At 46.6% G+C, this 17,041-nt stretch carries 19 protein-coding genes and 2 tRNA genes; 14 read left to right on the top strand and 7 right to left on the bottom strand.

The features are described 5' to 3' along the window. Window position 1 precedes the first annotated feature (1 nt). The gene (locus tag WOA13_RS08425) at window positions 2-325 is read right to left on the bottom strand and encodes a DUF134 domain-containing protein (protein ID WP_048204597.1); all 324 of its coding nucleotides are present in this window, start codon (window positions 323-325) and stop codon (window positions 2-4) included. 206 nt (window positions 326-531) lie between these two features. Between WOA13_RS08425 and WOA13_RS08420 the strand changes: the two genes are divergently transcribed. The 3 genes from WOA13_RS08420 to WOA13_RS08410 are packed head-to-tail and all read left to right on the top strand — an operon-like array spanning window position 532 to window position 3,002. Further along, the gene (locus tag WOA13_RS08420) at window positions 532-1,644 is read left to right on the top strand and encodes an ORC1-type DNA replication protein (RefSeq protein WP_342127463.1); all 1,113 of its coding nucleotides are present in this window, start codon (window positions 532-534) and stop codon (window positions 1,642-1,644) included. A 14-nt stretch (window positions 1,645-1,658) separates the two neighbouring features. Then, window positions 1,659-2,222, top strand: coding sequence for a molybdenum-dependent transcriptional regulator (locus WOA13_RS08415; protein ID WP_342127743.1), 564 nt, complete (start codon window positions 1,659-1,661; stop codon window positions 2,220-2,222). Beyond that, window positions 2,223-3,002 (top strand): exodeoxyribonuclease III, encoded by a 780-nt coding sequence (locus WOA13_RS08410; RefSeq protein WP_342127462.1) that lies wholly within the window; start codon window positions 2,223-2,225, stop codon window positions 3,000-3,002. Between the two features lie 145 nt (window positions 3,003-3,147). Here WOA13_RS08410 and thsA read toward each other — a convergent pair whose 3' ends face one another. After that, complete coding sequence (gene thsA, locus WOA13_RS08405) at window positions 3,148-4,788, bottom strand: thermosome subunit alpha (protein ID WP_342127461.1); 1,641 nt, start codon at window positions 4,786-4,788, stop codon at window positions 3,148-3,150. Between the two features lie 331 nt (window positions 4,789-5,119). Further along, on the bottom strand, window positions 5,120-5,293 hold the full coding sequence (locus WOA13_RS08400) for a DUF5350 domain-containing protein (RefSeq protein WP_197072215.1): 174 nt from the start codon (window positions 5,291-5,293) through the stop codon (window positions 5,120-5,122). 276 nt (window positions 5,294-5,569) lie between these two features. Here WOA13_RS08400 and WOA13_RS08395 point away from each other — a divergent pair, with 276 nt between their 5' ends. From WOA13_RS08395 to WOA13_RS08380, 4 genes are all read left to right on the top strand, one after another. Beyond that, window positions 5,570-6,862 (top strand): DNA double-strand break repair nuclease NurA, encoded by a 1,293-nt coding sequence (locus tag WOA13_RS08395; RefSeq protein WP_342127460.1) that lies wholly within the window; start codon window positions 5,570-5,572, stop codon window positions 6,860-6,862. After that, complete coding sequence (locus WOA13_RS08390; protein ID WP_342127459.1) at window positions 6,852-8,684, top strand: ATP-binding protein; 1,833 nt, start codon at window positions 6,852-6,854, stop codon at window positions 8,682-8,684. Before WOA13_RS08395 ends, WOA13_RS08390 begins: the two co-directional genes overlap by 11 nt. Window positions 8,685-8,759: 75 nt before the next feature. Further along, a tRNA-Lys gene (locus WOA13_RS08385) sits at window positions 8,760-8,833 on the top strand. 219 nt (window positions 8,834-9,052) lie between these two features. Further along, on the top strand, window positions 9,053-10,012 hold the full coding sequence (locus tag WOA13_RS08380) for a WD40 repeat domain-containing protein (RefSeq protein WP_342127458.1): 960 nt from the start codon (window positions 9,053-9,055) through the stop codon (window positions 10,010-10,012). A gap of 146 nt (window positions 10,013-10,158) precedes the next feature. Here the strand turns inward: WOA13_RS08380 and WOA13_RS08375 are convergent, their stop codons facing one another. Further along, window positions 10,159-10,281, bottom strand: a complete 123-nt coding sequence (locus WOA13_RS08375; protein WP_342127457.1) for a hypothetical protein — start codon at window positions 10,279-10,281, stop codon at window positions 10,159-10,161. A gap of 189 nt (window positions 10,282-10,470) precedes the next feature. Between WOA13_RS08375 and WOA13_RS08370 the strand changes: the two genes are divergently transcribed. Together WOA13_RS08370 and WOA13_RS08365 are read left to right on the top strand one after the other, a co-directional pair. Next, window positions 10,471-10,544, top strand: a tRNA-Lys gene (locus WOA13_RS08370). A 149-nt stretch (window positions 10,545-10,693) separates the two neighbouring features. Then, the gene (locus WOA13_RS08365; RefSeq protein ID WP_048204603.1) at window positions 10,694-10,873 is read left to right on the top strand and encodes a ribbon-helix-helix domain-containing protein; all 180 of its coding nucleotides are present in this window, start codon (window positions 10,694-10,696) and stop codon (window positions 10,871-10,873) included. A gap of 42 nt (window positions 10,874-10,915) precedes the next feature. Here WOA13_RS08365 and WOA13_RS08360 read toward each other — a convergent pair whose 3' ends face one another. From WOA13_RS08360 to WOA13_RS08350, 3 genes are read right to left on the bottom strand one after another with little or no spacing between them, the layout of a single operon-like run. Further along, window positions 10,916-11,689, bottom strand: coding sequence for a sugar phosphate isomerase/epimerase family protein (locus tag WOA13_RS08360; RefSeq protein ID WP_342127456.1), 774 nt, complete (start codon window positions 11,687-11,689; stop codon window positions 10,916-10,918). A gap of 27 nt (window positions 11,690-11,716) precedes the next feature. Beyond that, on the bottom strand, window positions 11,717-12,160 hold the full coding sequence (locus WOA13_RS08355; protein ID WP_342127455.1) for an RNA-binding domain-containing protein: 444 nt from the start codon (window positions 12,158-12,160) through the stop codon (window positions 11,717-11,719). After that, a complete protein-coding gene (locus WOA13_RS08350; protein ID WP_342127454.1) occupies window positions 12,157-12,696 on the bottom strand; it encodes a dephospho-CoA kinase in 540 nt (179 codons plus the stop codon). The genes WOA13_RS08355 and WOA13_RS08350 overlap by 4 nt, the downstream gene beginning before the upstream one ends. A gap of 149 nt (window positions 12,697-12,845) precedes the next feature. Here WOA13_RS08350 and WOA13_RS08345 point away from each other — a divergent pair, with 149 nt between their 5' ends. The 5 genes from WOA13_RS08345 (at window position 12,846) to porB (ending at window position 17,015) form a co-directional block, all read left to right on the top strand. Next, the gene (locus WOA13_RS08345) at window positions 12,846-13,802 is read left to right on the top strand and encodes a tRNA dihydrouridine synthase (protein WP_342127453.1); all 957 of its coding nucleotides are present in this window, start codon (window positions 12,846-12,848) and stop codon (window positions 13,800-13,802) included. Window positions 13,803-14,120: 318 nt separating this feature from the next. After that, window positions 14,121-14,663: a pyruvate ferredoxin oxidoreductase subunit gamma gene (locus WOA13_RS08340; RefSeq protein WP_342127452.1), complete on the top strand. Its 543-nt coding sequence runs from the start codon at window positions 14,121-14,123 to the stop codon at window positions 14,661-14,663. Between the two features lie 4 nt (window positions 14,664-14,667). Further along, entirely contained in the window at window positions 14,668-14,928 is a 261-nt protein-coding gene (porD, locus tag WOA13_RS08335; RefSeq protein ID WP_342127451.1) for a pyruvate synthase subunit PorD, read from the top strand. Beyond that, window positions 14,929-16,143, top strand: a complete 1,215-nt coding sequence (gene porA / locus WOA13_RS08330) for a pyruvate synthase subunit PorA (RefSeq protein WP_342127450.1) — start codon at window positions 14,929-14,931, stop codon at window positions 16,141-16,143. Continuing rightward, window positions 16,140-17,015 (top strand): pyruvate synthase subunit PorB, encoded by an 876-nt coding sequence (gene porB, locus WOA13_RS08325; RefSeq protein WP_342127449.1) that lies wholly within the window; start codon window positions 16,140-16,142, stop codon window positions 17,013-17,015. The genes porA and porB overlap by 4 nt, the downstream gene beginning before the upstream one ends. The last annotated feature ends 26 nt before the right edge of the window (window positions 17,016-17,041 follow it).

Raw genomic sequence — 17,041 nt, 5'->3', positions numbered from 1 at the left:
ATCAGTTCGATTCATTCTGGTCTTTGATGCTGACATAGTTCCCGCCTTTGATCTCTATTGCTTTGCCTGTGGTCAATGCAAAGGCTATCTTCTTTCTTGCACTCTTAAGATCTTCCCAGAATGCACGCCTTGATATCCCCATTTGTGTTGCTGCTTCCTGTTGCTGGAGTCCTTCATAGTCCACAAGTCTTAATGCTTCCAGCTCTTCCACTGCAACGGAGATCACTTCAAGTTCTGAAAGTGCCACTCCTCGTGGCTTAAAATAGAATCCCTCAGGGTTACATTTGACCCTTCTGGGGCTTTTAGGTCTTCCTCTGCATGTCATAGCATCGTATCCTCTCATATTTTAGCATCTATATAAGTAATTCCCACAACCCTTTTATATTTATTCACATTTGCTCAATATCATCTGTTTATATATTATTCCGGTCTATGCTTTCATAAAGAAAGGGTTACAGAATCCCGATAAGCAAAAGGCTATTATGTATTTTCATAGTTACTATATTAGAACTCATTGAGGAGATACTGTATATGGATAAGGACATGCTGATGTGGGACGAGACCATTTTCAGGGACGGTAGTGTTCTTGAACTGGACCATCTTCCTGATCATTTTTCCCATCGTGACTCGCAGGTGCAGTCCCTTATGTACAGCCTGCGCCCTGCGCTTCGGGGAATGCGCCCTGTCAACAGCCTCCTCAGCGGTCCGCCGGGCACCGGAAAGACGACCACGGTCATGAAAGTGTTCGAGGAGATGAAAAAACATACGAAAGATGTTGTCTTCGTAAAGGTCAACTGCCAGATGGACTCCACCAAGTTCGCTGTTATTGCAAGGGTTTACAAGGCACTTTTCAAAGTATCTCCTCCTGCATCCGGTGTTGCATTCAGGAAACTTTTCGAGAAGGTCATGAACTTCCTGATCGAGAACGAGAAGACCCTTGTATTGTGTCTTGACGATATCAATTATCTTTATCACGAAGGAAATGCCGATGATGTCATGTATTCCATGCTCAGGGCCCACGAACAGTTCCCGGGGGCAAGGGTGGGTGTTATCGCCATCGTCAGTGATACGGGGAAGCTCTACCAGTTCGATCCCAAGGTGAACTCGGTGTTCCTTCCTGAAGAGGTTGCATTCCCGAGATATGAATATGATGAACTCCAGGATATCCTTGGCAGGAGGATCGACCTTGCGTTCTATCCGAATGTCGTATCAGATGATGTAAAGGATTCTATTGTGGAATATGTTGATATGACAGGCGACCTGCGTGTGGGTATCGACCTTCTGAAACGTTCCGGCCTTAATGCTGAAAGACGGGCCAGCAGGACAATATCCGTTGACGACGTGGAGGAAGCATACGAAAAATCCCGTTTGCTGCATCTTGGGAGGAGCATCATGTCTCTCACATCGGATGAGAAGGCCCTTCTGGGGCTTATTGCAAAGCAAAAGGAGTGCCAGACCGGTGATCTTTACAAGCTCTTCCATGAATTGACAGGTCTTGGGTATACTCGCTTCTATGATATGGTCAACAAGCTCAACGATGCACGTTATGTGACCACTGATTTTTCCGGCAAGGGTACACGTGGTCGAACCAGGATCGTGAAGCCAAGATATCATCCGGAAGATATTCTCAAATGTCTTGAATAATTATGGGTGGGATGATGGAAACAAGGACCAAAGTATGGCTCACTGAGGATGGGAAGCACATAATCGGTGCTGGAAAAGTAAACCTTCTTAAAGTAATTGATGAAGAACGTTCTTTGAGCAAAGCATGCAAAAAACTTGGTATCTCCTACAAGCACGCATGGCTCATCCTGAAAAAGATGAACGAACGAGTTGATCACGAGGTCGTTTACACTGTCAGGGGTGGGAAAGATCAGGGTACTTTCCTGACCGAATACGGTAAGCAACTGATCGACGAATATGAAGCAAGCCGCACCTACATTGATGAAACGGTTGGTGATGATACATCATGGGAGAACATCTCTTTCAAATTGTCTGCCCGCAACAAACTGCTTGGCAGGGTTGTTAAGGTAGAGAAAGGGGACATTGTGTCCAAAGTGAAGATCGAGGTAGACCCGGCAATCCTTACATCCATTGTAACAGCAGAGGCAGTGGAAAGGCTTGATGTAAAAGAGGGTGATGAATTGTTCGCTATCATCAAATCCACTGAGGTCATGCTTGCAAAACCGTCCCGTATGCCTGATGAAGGTGAGGATGAATAAATGAGCTCTATTAGTATCCTTTCATGGAATGTCAATGGCCTGAGGTCCATGGTGAAGAAAGGTTTTCTGGAATGGGTTGCTGAAGCCCAGCCTGATATTCTCTGCCTTCAGGAGACCAAGGCACAGGAAAGGCAGCTTCCCACAAAACTTCGACATATCGATAGTTATATTCCATATTTCTTTTCAGCCGAACGTAAGGGTTACAGCGGTGTTGCGGTCTATACGAAGGCTCAGCCTGTGAACGTTGAATACGGGCTCGGTGAGAAACGTTTTGATGTGGAGGGCAGGACGCTCATCGCAGAATATGAGGATTTCGTTCTTTTCAACATATATTTCCCCAATGGGAAGGCTTCTGATGAGAGGCTCCAGTACAAGATGGATTTTTATGATGCATTTATGGGAAGGGCAGATGAATTCAAGGATAATGGCAAGAACGTCATTGTATGCGGGGATGTCAACACCGCTCACAAAGAGATCGATCTTGCACGACCTAAACCGAATGAGAAATCATCCGGATTCCTGCCTATGGAAAGGGAATGGATCGACAAATTCCTTGATCACGGATACGTTGATACTTTCCGGATGTTCAATCAGGAAGAAGGGCAGTATAGCTGGTGGGACCTGAAAACACGTGCGAGGGATCGCAATGTTGGCTGGAGGATCGACTACTTCTTTGCAAGTGAAAGCCTCCGGGACAGGATAACTTCAGCTTACATATTGCCGGACGTTATGGGTTCAGATCACTGTCCTATAGGACTTGATCTGGAGATCGATCAGTAATATGATCTTTTTTGTTTTTTGAATAGCTGGCAAGAAACCCCATAGCTATTGCTATCCTAATTTAAGCCAATGTTCAGAATGTATATTAAAAAAAGAATTGAAGGGCGCAGGATGCGCCCATATTTTTGTTATTTTATTTTCAGGTTTACATCATTGGAGGCATTCCGCCGCCCATGCCACCCATGCCGCCTTCTGGCATTGGTGGTGCTCTGGTGGATGCAATGATGTCGTCGATCCTGAGGATCATGACTGCTGCTTCTGCTGCTGAGTTCATTGCCTGGGTCTTTACCCTGAGTGGCTCAACAACTGCGTTCTCCCACATGTCGATGACAGTGCCGGTGTAAACGTTGAGACCAGCGGTCTTTGTGCCCTTCTCGTGGTGTGAACGAAGTTCAACAAGCATGTCTATTGGGTCAAGACCTGCGTTCTCTGCAAGTGTCCTTGGGATGATCTCGAGAGCTTCTGCGAATGCCTTGACTGCAAGCTGTTCCCTTCCGCTGAGGGTTGCTGCATACTCGTTGAGTCTGAGTGCAACCTCTACTTCAGGTGCTCCGCCACCAGCGACGAGCTCTTCATCTTCAATAGCAACAGCGACTACACGGAGTGCATCTTCGAGTGCTCTCTCGATGTTGTCGATTACGTGCTCTGTACCGCCACGGAGGAGGATTGAAACTGACTTTGGATTGACACAGCCGGTGATGAATACCATGTTGTCGCCACCGATCTTTCTCTCTTCGACGAGGTCTGCCTGTCCAAGGTCGTCTGCGTTCATCTCTTCGATGTTGGTTACAAGTTTTGCACCTGTGGAGCGGACAAGTTTCTCCATGTCGCTCTTCTTGACACGCCTGACTGCAAAGAGACCTGCCTTTGCAAGGAAGTGCTGTGCCATGTCATCGATTCCCTTCTGGCAGAATACGACGTTTGCGCCACTGTTGGTGATGCTGGTCACAAGGTTTCTGAGCATTGCCTCTTCCTGGTCGAGGAAGGACTGGAGCTGGTCAGGGGATGTGATGGAGATCTCTGCATCGACTTCTGTTTCCTTGAGTTCGATAGCAGTGTTGAGGAGTGCGATCTTTGCACCTTCGATCTTCTTTGGCATGTTGGCGTGTACCCTTTCCTTGTCAAGGATCATACCTTCGATGAGCTCGGAGTCGTCGATACGTCCGCCGACCTTCTTCTCGATCTTGACATTCTCGATACCGACCTTGTTTCCGTCATCCTGGTCAACGATGCTGGTAATTGCGTCTACAGCGATCTTGGAAAGTACTTCCTTTGATGCTTCTGCGCCCTTTCCGGTCATTGCGGTGTCTGAGATCTTGGTGAGCATTTCCTTGTTGTCACATGTGACCTGCTTTGCAAGGGTCTTGAGGATCTCTCCTGCCTTCTTGGAAGCCATCCTGTATCCGGATGCAATGATTGTTGGGTGTACGTCCTGGTCGATCATCTCTTCTGCTTTCTTGAGAAGTTCGCCTGCAATGACAGCTGCAGATGTTGTACCATCTCCGACCTCATCGTCCTGTGTCTTTGCGACCTCGACGATCATCTTTGCAGCTGGGTGCTCGATGTCCATCTCTTTGAGGATAGTTGCACCGTCGTTGGTGATTACTACATCTCCGAGGGAGTCTACAAGCATCTTGTCCATACCTTTTGGACCAAGTGTTGTTCTTACTGCTTCAGCAACTGCCTTTGCTGCCATGATGTTGTTGCTCTGGGCATCCCTGCCCTTTGTTCTCTGGTTACCTTCTCTTAAAATGAAGATAGGCTGTCCTGACATCTGTCCTGCCATTTATTTTAACCTCCTATATTAAACATAGATCAATATAACTGCCTGTGTCTCAGGCCGTTTTTACATGTTTGTGGTTCTATATAAAGTTAACTGATTTTTTGTTTTTTGAGCCTTCAGGTACAGGTACCTTTTGAGCATGTATCTGGTTCAATAAATCCTGTTAAATGCAGGTATGATCGTCTATGATCGAATTTCATAGGGCTCTGAAAAAAATCTAAAAAAAGATAGTTGGCCCCTATTATTAATTCAAGAAATAATTCAAGAGACCTTTTTTGTGAAGGGCTGTAACATTTGTCATTACAGTCCTGAGAAAAGAACGCCGCTTGTCAGCTCAGCTGACAATGGCTTTTGGTGATCTCTTAAAGAAACGCCTCTTGGATCCGTTGGATGCGTATCTCTGTGCAGGACCTGGGTGTGCCTTTGCTCCAAAAGCCTTCTCCACTTTGATTGTCCTTCCTTTTCTTCCCTTTACCTTTACCCATTCAATGCTTCCTGTTTTGCCCATTATCAGTCCTCTCTGTGATTTTGTTAATTTTATTTATACGGTTTTAAGGCCCGTAGTCGCCTCTGATATATTATATTTGTAATTGGCACAAGTTCTCGAACTTTGTGACCTGGTAAATACAATGTTATAGGTTCCCTTTAGATGTAATGTTTATAGTTAAAGTTTACGGAACTCAGGAACATTATAATGTTCGAAAATAGCCCCTTTCATCTCACAAATTAAGCAGTTGGTAATTAAATAAACAAATATATCTATGTTCCTGTACATCTGTTCCCTATGACCCTTGAGCCGGTTCACATAAAGGCCATTTCCAGTATGGTAGCCCGTATCGACAGCATGTCAGAGGACGAGGATCCGGAGAAGGCACCTGAGATCTTTGAACTCCTCAGTGAGCTGGAATACGACGGGAAGGTAGTTCTCAAGGCCCTGGGGAAACTTTTCCGCGGGAAGGTTGACATTGACCGAATGTCACTTGCAAAAGACCCTTTTGAGAAGACATATTCCTGTGACAGTGGTAGTACCAATCCGATATCCTTCAACAGCGGTCTCTACATAGACCTCTGCCATTGCAGTATTGCTTCAACGCCCACAGACATCGAAATGCATTCAAAGTGGACCATGGTTATGTCATCGTACTCCCCATCCACTGCAATGGTCATCGATACTACAGGCGGATGGGAGAGGTTCGACGGAAATGAAGGCCGTGCATCCATTGTGAGGATCAGGCCCGGACTGCTTAAGAAAAGGGTTGACCGGATGGTGCATAACATTGCACTGTACCTTTCGGAATCGGAGCACATCCTCTGGCTCATGGACAGGTTTGATGAAGACAGTTTTTTCATAATGGATGGTCCCATCTATCCAAAACAGCTGATGTACTGGATGGTTGTGGAATCCGAAGATGTGCAGATCAGGGACGATGAGAACGCAAAGCAGATCCTGCAGAACTATGTTGACATCATGGACCATCACATTGGTAACAGAAGACCTCTCATCGGTTTTGTGAAGAACCCGGAGGACATGCAGATCATGATAACTCTTCGAAAGAAGCATGGCATGTCAGACCTGCCCTGGCTGAGGGATTCCCAGTTCTTCAAGAACGTGCTCTCCTCCGGTGCAGAGGAAGGTCGGGGAAAGGGAGTTCCTGAAGGAAAAAGCAGCCGGTGGATCACATATACCAACTGGTTCCTGCAGCCAAACCAGTTCTACGAGAACATGATGGACAGCACTTCCCTTATGCTGGCTCCTGAAATGGAGCTGGAGCACAGGTTCCCGAAAGAGGACTATGCTATTACATTCTTCATGGTGTTCGTTCCGTCTCTTGACGTTCTTTTCAAGGTAGAGGCGCCTTACGGGATCACCAAAGATGAGCAGATGAGGGACCTGATGACGAGGAAGGTCCTGCATGATATTGCCGTTAATGGCATTCCCATGACCCTTTCAAAGGCGGACTCGCTTGCGAAGATAAGGATCGTGGAAAAAAAGCTGATCAAAGGTATGTTCAAGGATCAGAAGATCGATACAATTTATAATGATGTGAGATGGGGTGAATCAACAGATGATCAATGATACAGATATATTGGCATATGCATCAGGAAGTTCTCTTGATGAAGAGAAACAGCTGTCAACGGAAAATGGTAAGTCTCTGGATGGAACTGTTTTCGAAGAGTATGATACCGGGTTTACGGCTGATATGTTGAAAGGTGATGTGAACAATGCCTTTGGTATCATTACAACAGGTTTTGAGCCGCTGGAGGTCACGGAGTCAGGTTCAAAGATCGCAGGCTACATTACCACGGAACATAGGTCGCAGGTGCGTCTGGGTACATATGTTATAGTTCCGTATGAGGATGAGCATCTCTTTGCACGCATCTGGAAGCTCCAGTACCAGCAGCAGTTCGAGGTGGATGACGCCACTGAGATCCACTCACGCAGGATGCTCAGGAGCAATACCACAGCAGAGCTTGACTACAAGTACCTTGCATACCTGGATCCCATTTGCATCCTGTATGAGCAGGAGCCGGGAAATGCCGATTCACTGATGCGTCGTATGGCAGACCGCATCCCCCGGCCGAACACTCCGATATTGCCGGTCACAGAGAAACTGAAGATCCAGACCGGTCTGAACATTCCCCGCGAAGGTATCTTCCTCGGGCATCTGAGCGTGGGAGGTGAACTTGTACATACCCATGCATCACCCCCAACGGTTCCATACTACCTGAGGAACGATTACTCTATGGGCGATCCGCTGATATTCCGGCATATGCTTGTATGTGGAAGTACCGGTACGGGTAAGACCTTCCTTACAAAGAACATCCTGCGCCAGTTCATGAGCGAGGAAAACATGTATCAGGTGCGTGATAATGGAGAGGGTGTGAAAAAGAACAGGATGCCTTGCCTTGTGATAATGGATCCTCAGGATGAATACTCACAACTTCTCGAAGACAACCCTGAACTTGTTTCTTCCGATGAGCATAATATGAACTCCGAGAGTGTCATGTTTGGTGGTGTTCCTTCCACTAAGACCTTTGTGGCAAAGGTGGATGGTCACAATTACAATGGAAGGTCCCGTGCCGAGCAGGCAGAATTTACGATCCCCTTCGAGATGGTCAGGAACAATTCCTGGCTTATCGCTGCAGCAGGGCTGACTGAATTGCAGGGAATTGCCCTGGAACTCCTGCTTGAGGATTACTTCAGAAGACCCGGCACGCATACGTACAACGGCTTTATCGAACACATCGATGATGCAGGCGTGAGGGGAACCTATGTTGACAACGGGAAGGTGCATGAATCATCCTATGACGGTATCGTAAGGAAGGTGAAGAACCAGGCCTTCAGGCGTGTCTTTGATCAGCCGGCAACACCAATAACCGAGATGCTTGCGGATATCTTCAAAGCGGGACAGGTTTGTGTGTTCCCCACCGAGTACATCTCGAACAGCAGGATACGTGATCTCATAACACTTACACTCATGACCATTGTGGTGGACAACAAACTGAGCACTTCAGGCGCTGCACTGGTAAAGGAAACACCGATCATCCTTGTGCTGGATGAAGCACACAGGTACCTTGCGAAAGGTTCCGGCGAGCACTCCAAGCGTATCATTTCCAAGTTCGCGGATGCAGCCCGTCAGGGGCGTAAGGAAGGCCTTGGACTGTTCCTGATCACGCAGGACCCCCAGGACATCGATGAGACCGTGTTCAAGCAGGTCAACAGTCGTGTGATTCTGAACCTTTCAAATGATGCCGCAATAAGTGCTATGAAGGTCAAAAAGGAATATGAAAAACGTATTCCATACCTTAAGAAAGGTCAGATGATCATCCAGAGTCCTGATAACAGTGATGTAGTGGAGATCACAGGGCTTTCAAAATGCGTTGTAAAGCATATCTGAGAGTTTTTTGAACCTCTCTTGCGATACGTATATATAGGCCTAATACGTATGGGAGCAACTACTCACATATGCGTTGGGCCGGTAGCTTAGTCAGGCAGAGCGATGGACTCTTAATCCATCGGCCGAGGGTTCAAATCCCTTCCGGCCCGCTTTTTATTATTACTGATTTTTTTCATAACTTCAAGTGTTTAGCTAACAGTTTGTATTCTATCTATTTTTGACTTCGGGATCTTCGTTTTTTCTGTAATATCAGTAACGATCTAAATATACGCTACATTCCACAGTACACAATGACTTTTTATCGGATGTTATCAATCATATAACAAAATAATATTAGTTACAAAATTTAGTTTTAATGTGGTATATTTATGGTACGAACAGATCTCATCCCGGTAATGAAAGCGTGCATTTTCACATGTGTCCTCTTCCTCGTATTTTCAGCGGGTATCGCAAGTGGGGAAATGGAGCAATCCGATGATGAGGGATGGGTGCAGATATTTTTCGAAAATTCTAATGTTTGGGCAGGTGGCTATTCTGTTCAGCAGACCTCTGACGGAGGCTATGTAATTACAGGCTACTACAAAAGCTGGCCTGAATCCTTTGTGAATGAATCCGATTACGAAGACCAGGTTGTGGAAGGTGCCTGCCTGATCAAGACCTATTCTAATGGCACTCTCCAGTGGTTCAGGGTCTTCGATGCGGATTATGATACCTTTCCGAATGCGGCCAGATCCGTTCAGCAAACGTCTGATGGTGGCTACGTAATGGTCGGATCTTATGTGGATGATTCGCTTGATGTCTGGCTTATCAAGACCGATGCTCAAGGAACAAAAGAATGGGATAAGACCTTCGGAGGTTCCGGCAAACAGGTCGGCTATGATGTCAAGCAGACCTCGGATGGTGGATACATTGTCACCGGTACCACTTCTTATGGGCAAAATATCTATCTTCTCAAGACCGATGCTGATGGCAATGAAGAATGGGAGAAAATATTCGGTGGCTCAAAATTTGCAAGTGGGCGATCTGTTCTTCAGACCTCGGATGGCGGTTATATTTTAACCGGAGACAACTGGCTTATTAAAACAGATCCTGAAGGTAATGAAGAGTGGAACACAACAAGTTTTGGAGGACGTTCCATCTGCCAGGCTCCGGATGGTGGCTATGTTATAGCTGTCGACAGTTACGATGTAGAGATCATCAAGATCGATCATGCCGGTAATGAAGAATGGACTCGTACATTTGATGATTTTGGCTCAGGGAGTTGCAATGATGTTCAGGGAACGTTCGATGGTGGCTACATCCTAACCGGCAGTTATTATGCAGGCTAGGACAAGATCGATGCTTATCTAATTAAGACCGATGCGCAAGGAAATAAAGAATGGGATCGATCGTTTGGGGATGTTGGTGAAGACCGGGGTTTTTCCGTTAAGCAGGCCTCTGATGGGGGATACGTTCTCACCGGTAGAACATACTCTTACGGGGAAGATGCCTTCCTGATCAAGACCGATGCTGAAGGCAACACCGGTGAAGATAGGATGACTCCTCCGCCAAGGAGTGTGTCCCGTATGATGGATGTTATTTCATCTATCGGTTTCATAGTGATGTATCTGTTTGCTCTGTTGCAGATTTTTGCCATCCCACTTATTATACTGTTGATACTTGTTTATCTGTGGAAAAGGCACAAATGAACCGGGATTGTGCAGATTTCAGAGTTTTGAAGCTTATCTTCTTCCGAAATCTATATATCATGAAAATACGTATGGGAGCAACTACTCACATATGCTTTGGGCCGGTAGCTTAGTCAGGCAGAGCGATGGACTCTTAATCCATCGGCCGAGGGTTCAAATCCCTTCCGGCCCGCTATCAAATCATGTCTTTTTCTGAAATTTTTCAAATCGAATCGACCATTTGGATAATTTTATAATGTTTGTCCCGTTTTACGTATCGTATTGATATTACATGCCATTGTATGATATTACATACTAATTTCCATCTTTAAGGTGAGAACAATGCCAAAAGTAAGTGTTGATATTCCACAGGAACTTCTTGACGACCTTAACGCACATGTAGGAAATGACAGGAAGTTCGTCAGCCAGTCCGATGCCATAAGAACTGCCATCCGCAAGATGCTTGACATGATGGATGATATCGACCGAAGGCATGGAAGGCTGGATCAGGAAAGGCCCTGATGGGTCTACATATTAAAAAATATAATTATGAAAGGTTTTGGCTCAGAGCTTTTTAAGGAATTCCAGACTCTCCTTCCCTTCTTTCAGATTGCTCATCTCGGTAACAAGTCTTCCTTTGTAACTGGATAATCCTTTTTTCACAGCTTCCCAGTTGACAGAGCCTCTGCCTGCAGGAAGATGCTCATCCCTTTTGCCCATGTTGTCATGCAGGTGTACGTGGATGATCCTGTCACTGCACTTTTCAAGGAATTCTTCAAGATGGCCTGTTGTGTTCGCATGTCCAACATCCAGTGTCATTCCGACGTTGTCACGGTTTACTTCATCCAGTATCCTGAGTATCTCATCAGGCTCCCTTCCGAAAATCATCGGGAAATCGGGCATATTTTCCACAGCAATGGAGATCCCGTGCTCATCAGCAGTATCACAGAGTTCCTGAACGGAGCGGACATTCGTATCCCATGCACGTTCAGGTACCTTCTTACCGTATGGTGAAAGATATCCGGGATGTACCACCGCGACCTCTACAAGTCCGGATGCCAGTGAAATATAGTTCTTCATCTGCCTGAGCACTTCCTCGTGTATCCCGGGATTAAGGCCAGCCATGTTCATGTCTGAAAAGGGCAGATGCATGGTGAGTACAAGGTTGGTGGTCTCAAGCACTTCCCTTACTTTTGGAATGCTTTCTTCAGTGAGGCACTGGGTACCTTCCTGCACCATCTCCCATCCTGTGAAGCCAATGTCTTCAAGTTTGTAGGCCCAGGAGAAAGGCTCCTCAAGGACTGCATTTGATGAGAAACTTATCTTGCTGACGTCCATGTTCTCTATTTCCTATGTTTCAAAGTTTCAAAGTTCCGGCATATCAGCCTCAAACAGGGCAACCCCATCTTCGGTAGGTGGTGTAAGCCACTCGATCAGTATCTCCATATCCTCTGCATTATCTGCTTCTATGTCAACGTTTATGGAACCAAGGGGCTCTTCAATAGCAGGGGCAAAGTTCAGCCTTCCTTTTGTTGCGACCTGCTTGTTAATGAGGAAATGTGTCCTGGTGGGATGCTTGTAACTTCCGGCTACCAGTCTGGTGCGGGCAGTATCTATGATCTCTTCTTTCCTGATAAGGTCGTGAATGTCCCTGAGACTTTCAATGTCCCCGGTTCCCTCGATAAACTTTCCTTCGTCGGTAGTGACCGTTTCCAGTTCGATCAAAGGGAACATCTTCAGGATCGCGTCTTCAACCTTTTTCTCATCTTCTGTAGGATTGATGATGGTAGTTACTTTTACTTCGATCATGCATTCTCCAGAATTGTTTTGATATCTTCCTTGAACTCATCGATGGTGCTGGTGTTCTCAACGGTGATATTTGCAACCTTGATAGCTTCTGCAAGACCCCATCCGAGTTCCCGTTCATCCCTTATTTTCAATGCCTCTATGTCGGTCATATCATCGCTTCTTCCACGGCTTGAGACCCTTTCAAAGCGCATTTCCAGAGGCGCATCAATGAATACCAGCGTGAAGTCCTCTCCGAAGTGGTCCTTGAAAAAGATGACCTCAGCTATTCCGCGAACCCCGTCAACGACAACGAGGTCTTTGCCCAATGCCTCTATCTTCGGTACACAGCGTTTTGCAACGGCATCCATGCCTTCCCTGTCCCTCAGGTCGTTGGCCACGCCACCGGTGTTCGCATCTGTGGGGTCAAGTCCTCTGGCCTTTACCTCGTCACGTATGACATCTCCCATGTTGACAACATTTATCTTCTGTTCCTTTACAACATCTGATGCCACGGATTTCCCTGCTGCCGGCATTCCTACAAAAGCTATGATCTTCATATTTCGTGATCCTGTTGTGATTTGAGTAATGATAAATTGGAATTGTATTTTCCATTACACGCATTAGTGTATATTATAGGTACGGTGAACGGGATTATCAAGGTTTTGATTTTATATATCAGTATGTCTTTGAGTGAGATGAGCTTAATATGAGACTGGGCGGCGTTGATCTTACTGGTAACCTTTTGCTTGCACCCATGGCTGATGTGACGAATCTTGCCTTCAGGTTGATGTGCAAAAAGTATGGTGCATCCCTTTCCTTTACTGAGATGATCAGTTCGGATGCTGTTGTACACGGGAACGAAAAATCCTTCCTTCGGGGTATGACATGTGAGGAAGAGCGTCCCTTTGGTGTTCAGCTGTTCGGCCACTGCCCGGAGACCATCACTGAGGCAGCACTTATAATTGAGGAAATGTTCGATCCGGAGGTCATTGATATCAACCTTGGATGTCCCTCTCCTGCTATTACGAATGCAGGGTGTGGTTCTGCACTGCTTCGCTCTCCCGATGTGGTGAGCAGCATCTTCGCTAGCCTCTGTGAGAATGTGGACACTCCGGTGACTGCAAAGATACGTATCCTTGAAAGCATGGATGATACCCTTGATATTGCCAATCGGGTCGAGGAAGCCGGTGTCTGTGCGATCACTGTCCATGGGCGTACAAGGGAGCAAGGTTACCAGGGGTTTGCAGACCATAGTTATGCAAAACGTATCAAAGAGGAGCTCTCGATCCCGGTTATTGCCAATGGTGATGTAAGGGATGGTGAGTCCGCAGAGCGTATTCTGGAATATACCGGTTGCGATGGTCTCATGATCGGGAGGGCAGCCATGGGCGATCCTCATGTATTTTATCGCATATCGCGATACCTTGAGGATGGTGAGCTTATCGGAACCTGTTGTGAGCAGCGCAGGGATGATCTTCTTGAGTACATCAGGCTGCTGGAGAAGTTCGACCTGGTATCACATGTGAACATGAAAGCGCATTCTCAGTGGTTTACCCGTGGATTGAAGGGTAGCAGAAATATTCGTCTGGAAATAGGTAACGCGGATTCTCACACTTCTCTTATAGAATGTATCCGGAATATGTGCGGGGATGTTCAGGCATAACTTTTGCGCATATGTGCATCAAATATCCTTGACGTCGGATGATGCTGTTTTCTTGAACAATCTGTCATTTTTCAGGTTGTATTTTTTTATCGATTTACCGAAAGACTAAATAGTAATTAGGATTGTACACAATTAAACATTGCATTTAGACTGCTATATATATTTTTAGCTGTCATTGCATGTATAGATCAGCTACATCCCAGAGGAAAATTCCTTGTGGCGTCAACTTCGTTTCCCTGTTGGACCTTGTCCAGGAACGAGTTTGGTAGCTGTTGTTTATTGAACTATCATAAATTTACTGTCTTACGGAGAATACGCATGAAAGAAATACGAATACACGGTAGAGGCGGACAGGGGTCTGTTACTGCTGCTGAGCTGCTGGCTGTTGGAGCTTTTGCTGATGGCAAGTTCAGTCAGGCATTCCCTGCTTTTGGTGTGGAACGTCGTGGTGCACCTGTTCAGGCATTTACCAGGATCAGCGATGAACCGATCAGACTTAGAGCCCAGATCTATGAGCCGGACTATGTTATTGTCCAGGACCCGACACTTCTTGAAGTAGTCAGTGTCGAAAGCGGTGCAAAGGATGATGGTATTATCCTTATCAACAGTGACTTTGATCCTGAGCACTTCGATCTTGACACCAACGCCAAGATCATGACCGTCAACGCTACAAAGATCGCTCTTGATGTTATCGGAAGACCTATTGTGAACACTGTTCTCTTAGGTGCTTTCGCAGGTGCTTCCGGTCTTATCGATCCGGAGTCCATCAAGGAAGCTGTTAAGGAGCGTTTCCCCGGCAAAGTAGGTGAGAAGAACGCAGAGGCTATCCAGAAAGCCTACGACATGATGAAGGAGGCTTAAACTTATGGCAATCCCACCAGGAGGAGTCTGTGCTCCAGGTTCCACTCTTGTTAACAAGACCGGAGGATGGAGAACATTCAAACCTGTCTATGATTATGACAAATGCATCAAATGCAAGCTCTGTGAACTCTTATGTCCGGACGCATCGATCGATCCAAGGGACGATGGTTTCTTCGAGTTCAACTATGACTTCTGCAAAGGATGCGGTATTTGTGCAAACGAATGTCCAAAGGACGCTATTGAAATGGTTCTGGAGGAGAAATAAATGCGTCGCGATTATGAAAATGAGAAGAAAGATATGGTCGTTGTTGAGGGATCGTACGCGGTCGCAAGCGCTGTAAAGGCATGCAGGCCAAATGTTATCTCCGCATATCCTATCACACCACAGACCCATATTGTAGAAGAGCTTTCCCAGTTCATTGCTGACGGGGAAATCCCAAACTGTGAATATGTAATGGTCGAGTCTGAGTTCTCCGCACTTTCCGCACTGGTCGGTTCATCCGCAGCAGGCGCAAGGAGCTATTCTGCAACAACCTCACAGGGTCTTGAACTAATGCACGAGGTCCTTTTCAACGTTTCAGGTATGAGATTACCTGTTGTAATGACCATTGCGAACAGGGCAGTCAGTGCACCTATTAACATCTGGAACGACCAGCAGGATTCCATCTCCCAGAGAGACACCGGCTGGATACAGCTCTATGCTGAGGACACACAGGAAATTTCCGATATGACCGCACAGGCATTCAAGATCGCTGAGGATCCGGATATCCTGCTTCCGGTAATGACCTGTATGGACGGTTTCATCCTGTCCCACGTTTACGAACCTGTCGTCCTTCTTGACGATGATCTTGTAGCAGAATACCTGCCACCATTCGAGCCTGAACTGAAGCTCGACCCGAAGAACCCAAAGACCTTCGGTGCATTCGCAGATCCAAACTCCTACACTGAGTTCAGGTACCTGCAGCAGCAGGCAATGGACAAGGCATTGAAGAAGATCGAGGATGCTGCTGATGAGTTCTATGACCTCTTTGGCAGGTACTACGGTGGTCTTATTGACACATATGAGACAGATGATGCAGATATCATCCTCATGGCAATGGGTTCAATTGTAGGTACCATCAAGGATGTCATCGACAAGCTCAGGGCAAACGGCGTCAAGGTCGGTCTGCTTAAGGTCAGGTCCTTCCGTCCGTTCCCGGTTGAAGCTATTCACAATGTAATCAAGGATGCAAAGGTCGTTGTTGCACTTGACAAGAACATCTCTATCGGTCTTAACGAAGGTGCACTCTTCACCGAGACCAAGGGAAGTCTGTACAACACCAAGATCGATGTTCCTGTGATCGGCTTTATGATCGGTCAGGGAGGTCGTGATATTCCTGTAGAGACCATCGAGAATATCGTCGATGAGGCAAAGAAAGTAATGGATTCAGGTATCACTGTCGAAAGCCAGTTCACTGACCTGAAGGAGGAGTTGTTATGAAATCACTGTTAGCACCAGGACACAGGGGATGCGCAGGTTGCTGTGACGCAATGGCTGCAAAGTTCACTCTCATGGCAGCAGGTGAGGACTGCATTGTCGTAAGTCCTACCGGATGTCTTGAAGTTATGACCACCCCATACCCGGAATCCTCATGGGAGATCCCATGGATCCACTCACTCTTCGAGAACAACGCAGCAGTTGCATCAGGAATCGAAGCTGCTCTTAAGGCAAAGGGCGAGATGGGCAAGACCAAGATCATCGCAATGGGCGGTGACGGTGCAACACTCGATATCGGTATGCGCTCCGTATCCGGTGCATTCGAGCGTGGACACGATTTCACATTCGTCTGTATCGACAACGAAGCATACATGAACACCGGTGTTCAGAGAAGTGGTGCAACACCATTTGCTGCATCAACCACAACCAGTCCTGCTGGTACGGTATCCTTCGGTAACATCCGTCCAAAGAAGAACATGCCAGCTATCATTGCAGCACATGGTTCACCATACGTTGCAACAACTTCCATCGGATATCCAAAGGACATGATCAGGAAGGTCAAGGCAGCAGTGGATGTCGAAGGTCCAACCTATGTGCACGCACACGCACCATGTACAACCGGATGGGGATTTGATACTTCCAAGACCGTAGAGGTCGCAAAGATGGCAGTCGAGACATGCCTCTGGCCACTCTATGAGATGGAAGATGGTGAGATCACCAAGGTCAAGAAGGTCAAGAACCCTAAACCAGTAGAAGATTACCTCAAGATGCAGCGCCGTTTCAAGCACCTTTTCACAAAGGAAGGCGGAGACGAGATGATCAAGAAGATCCAGGCGCTTGCTGATGAGAATATTGAGAAGTTCGGGTTACAGTAAACCCGAAACTCATTCCTTTTTTTTAC

Source organism: Methanococcoides sp. LMO-2, assembly GCF_038432375.1.
GTDB classification, from domain to species: domain Archaea; phylum Halobacteriota; class Methanosarcinia; order Methanosarcinales; family Methanosarcinaceae; genus Methanococcoides; species Methanococcoides cohabitans.
The sequence above is the reverse complement of the archived record's forward strand: the minus strand, read 5'-3'. Positions and strand labels throughout refer to the sequence as shown.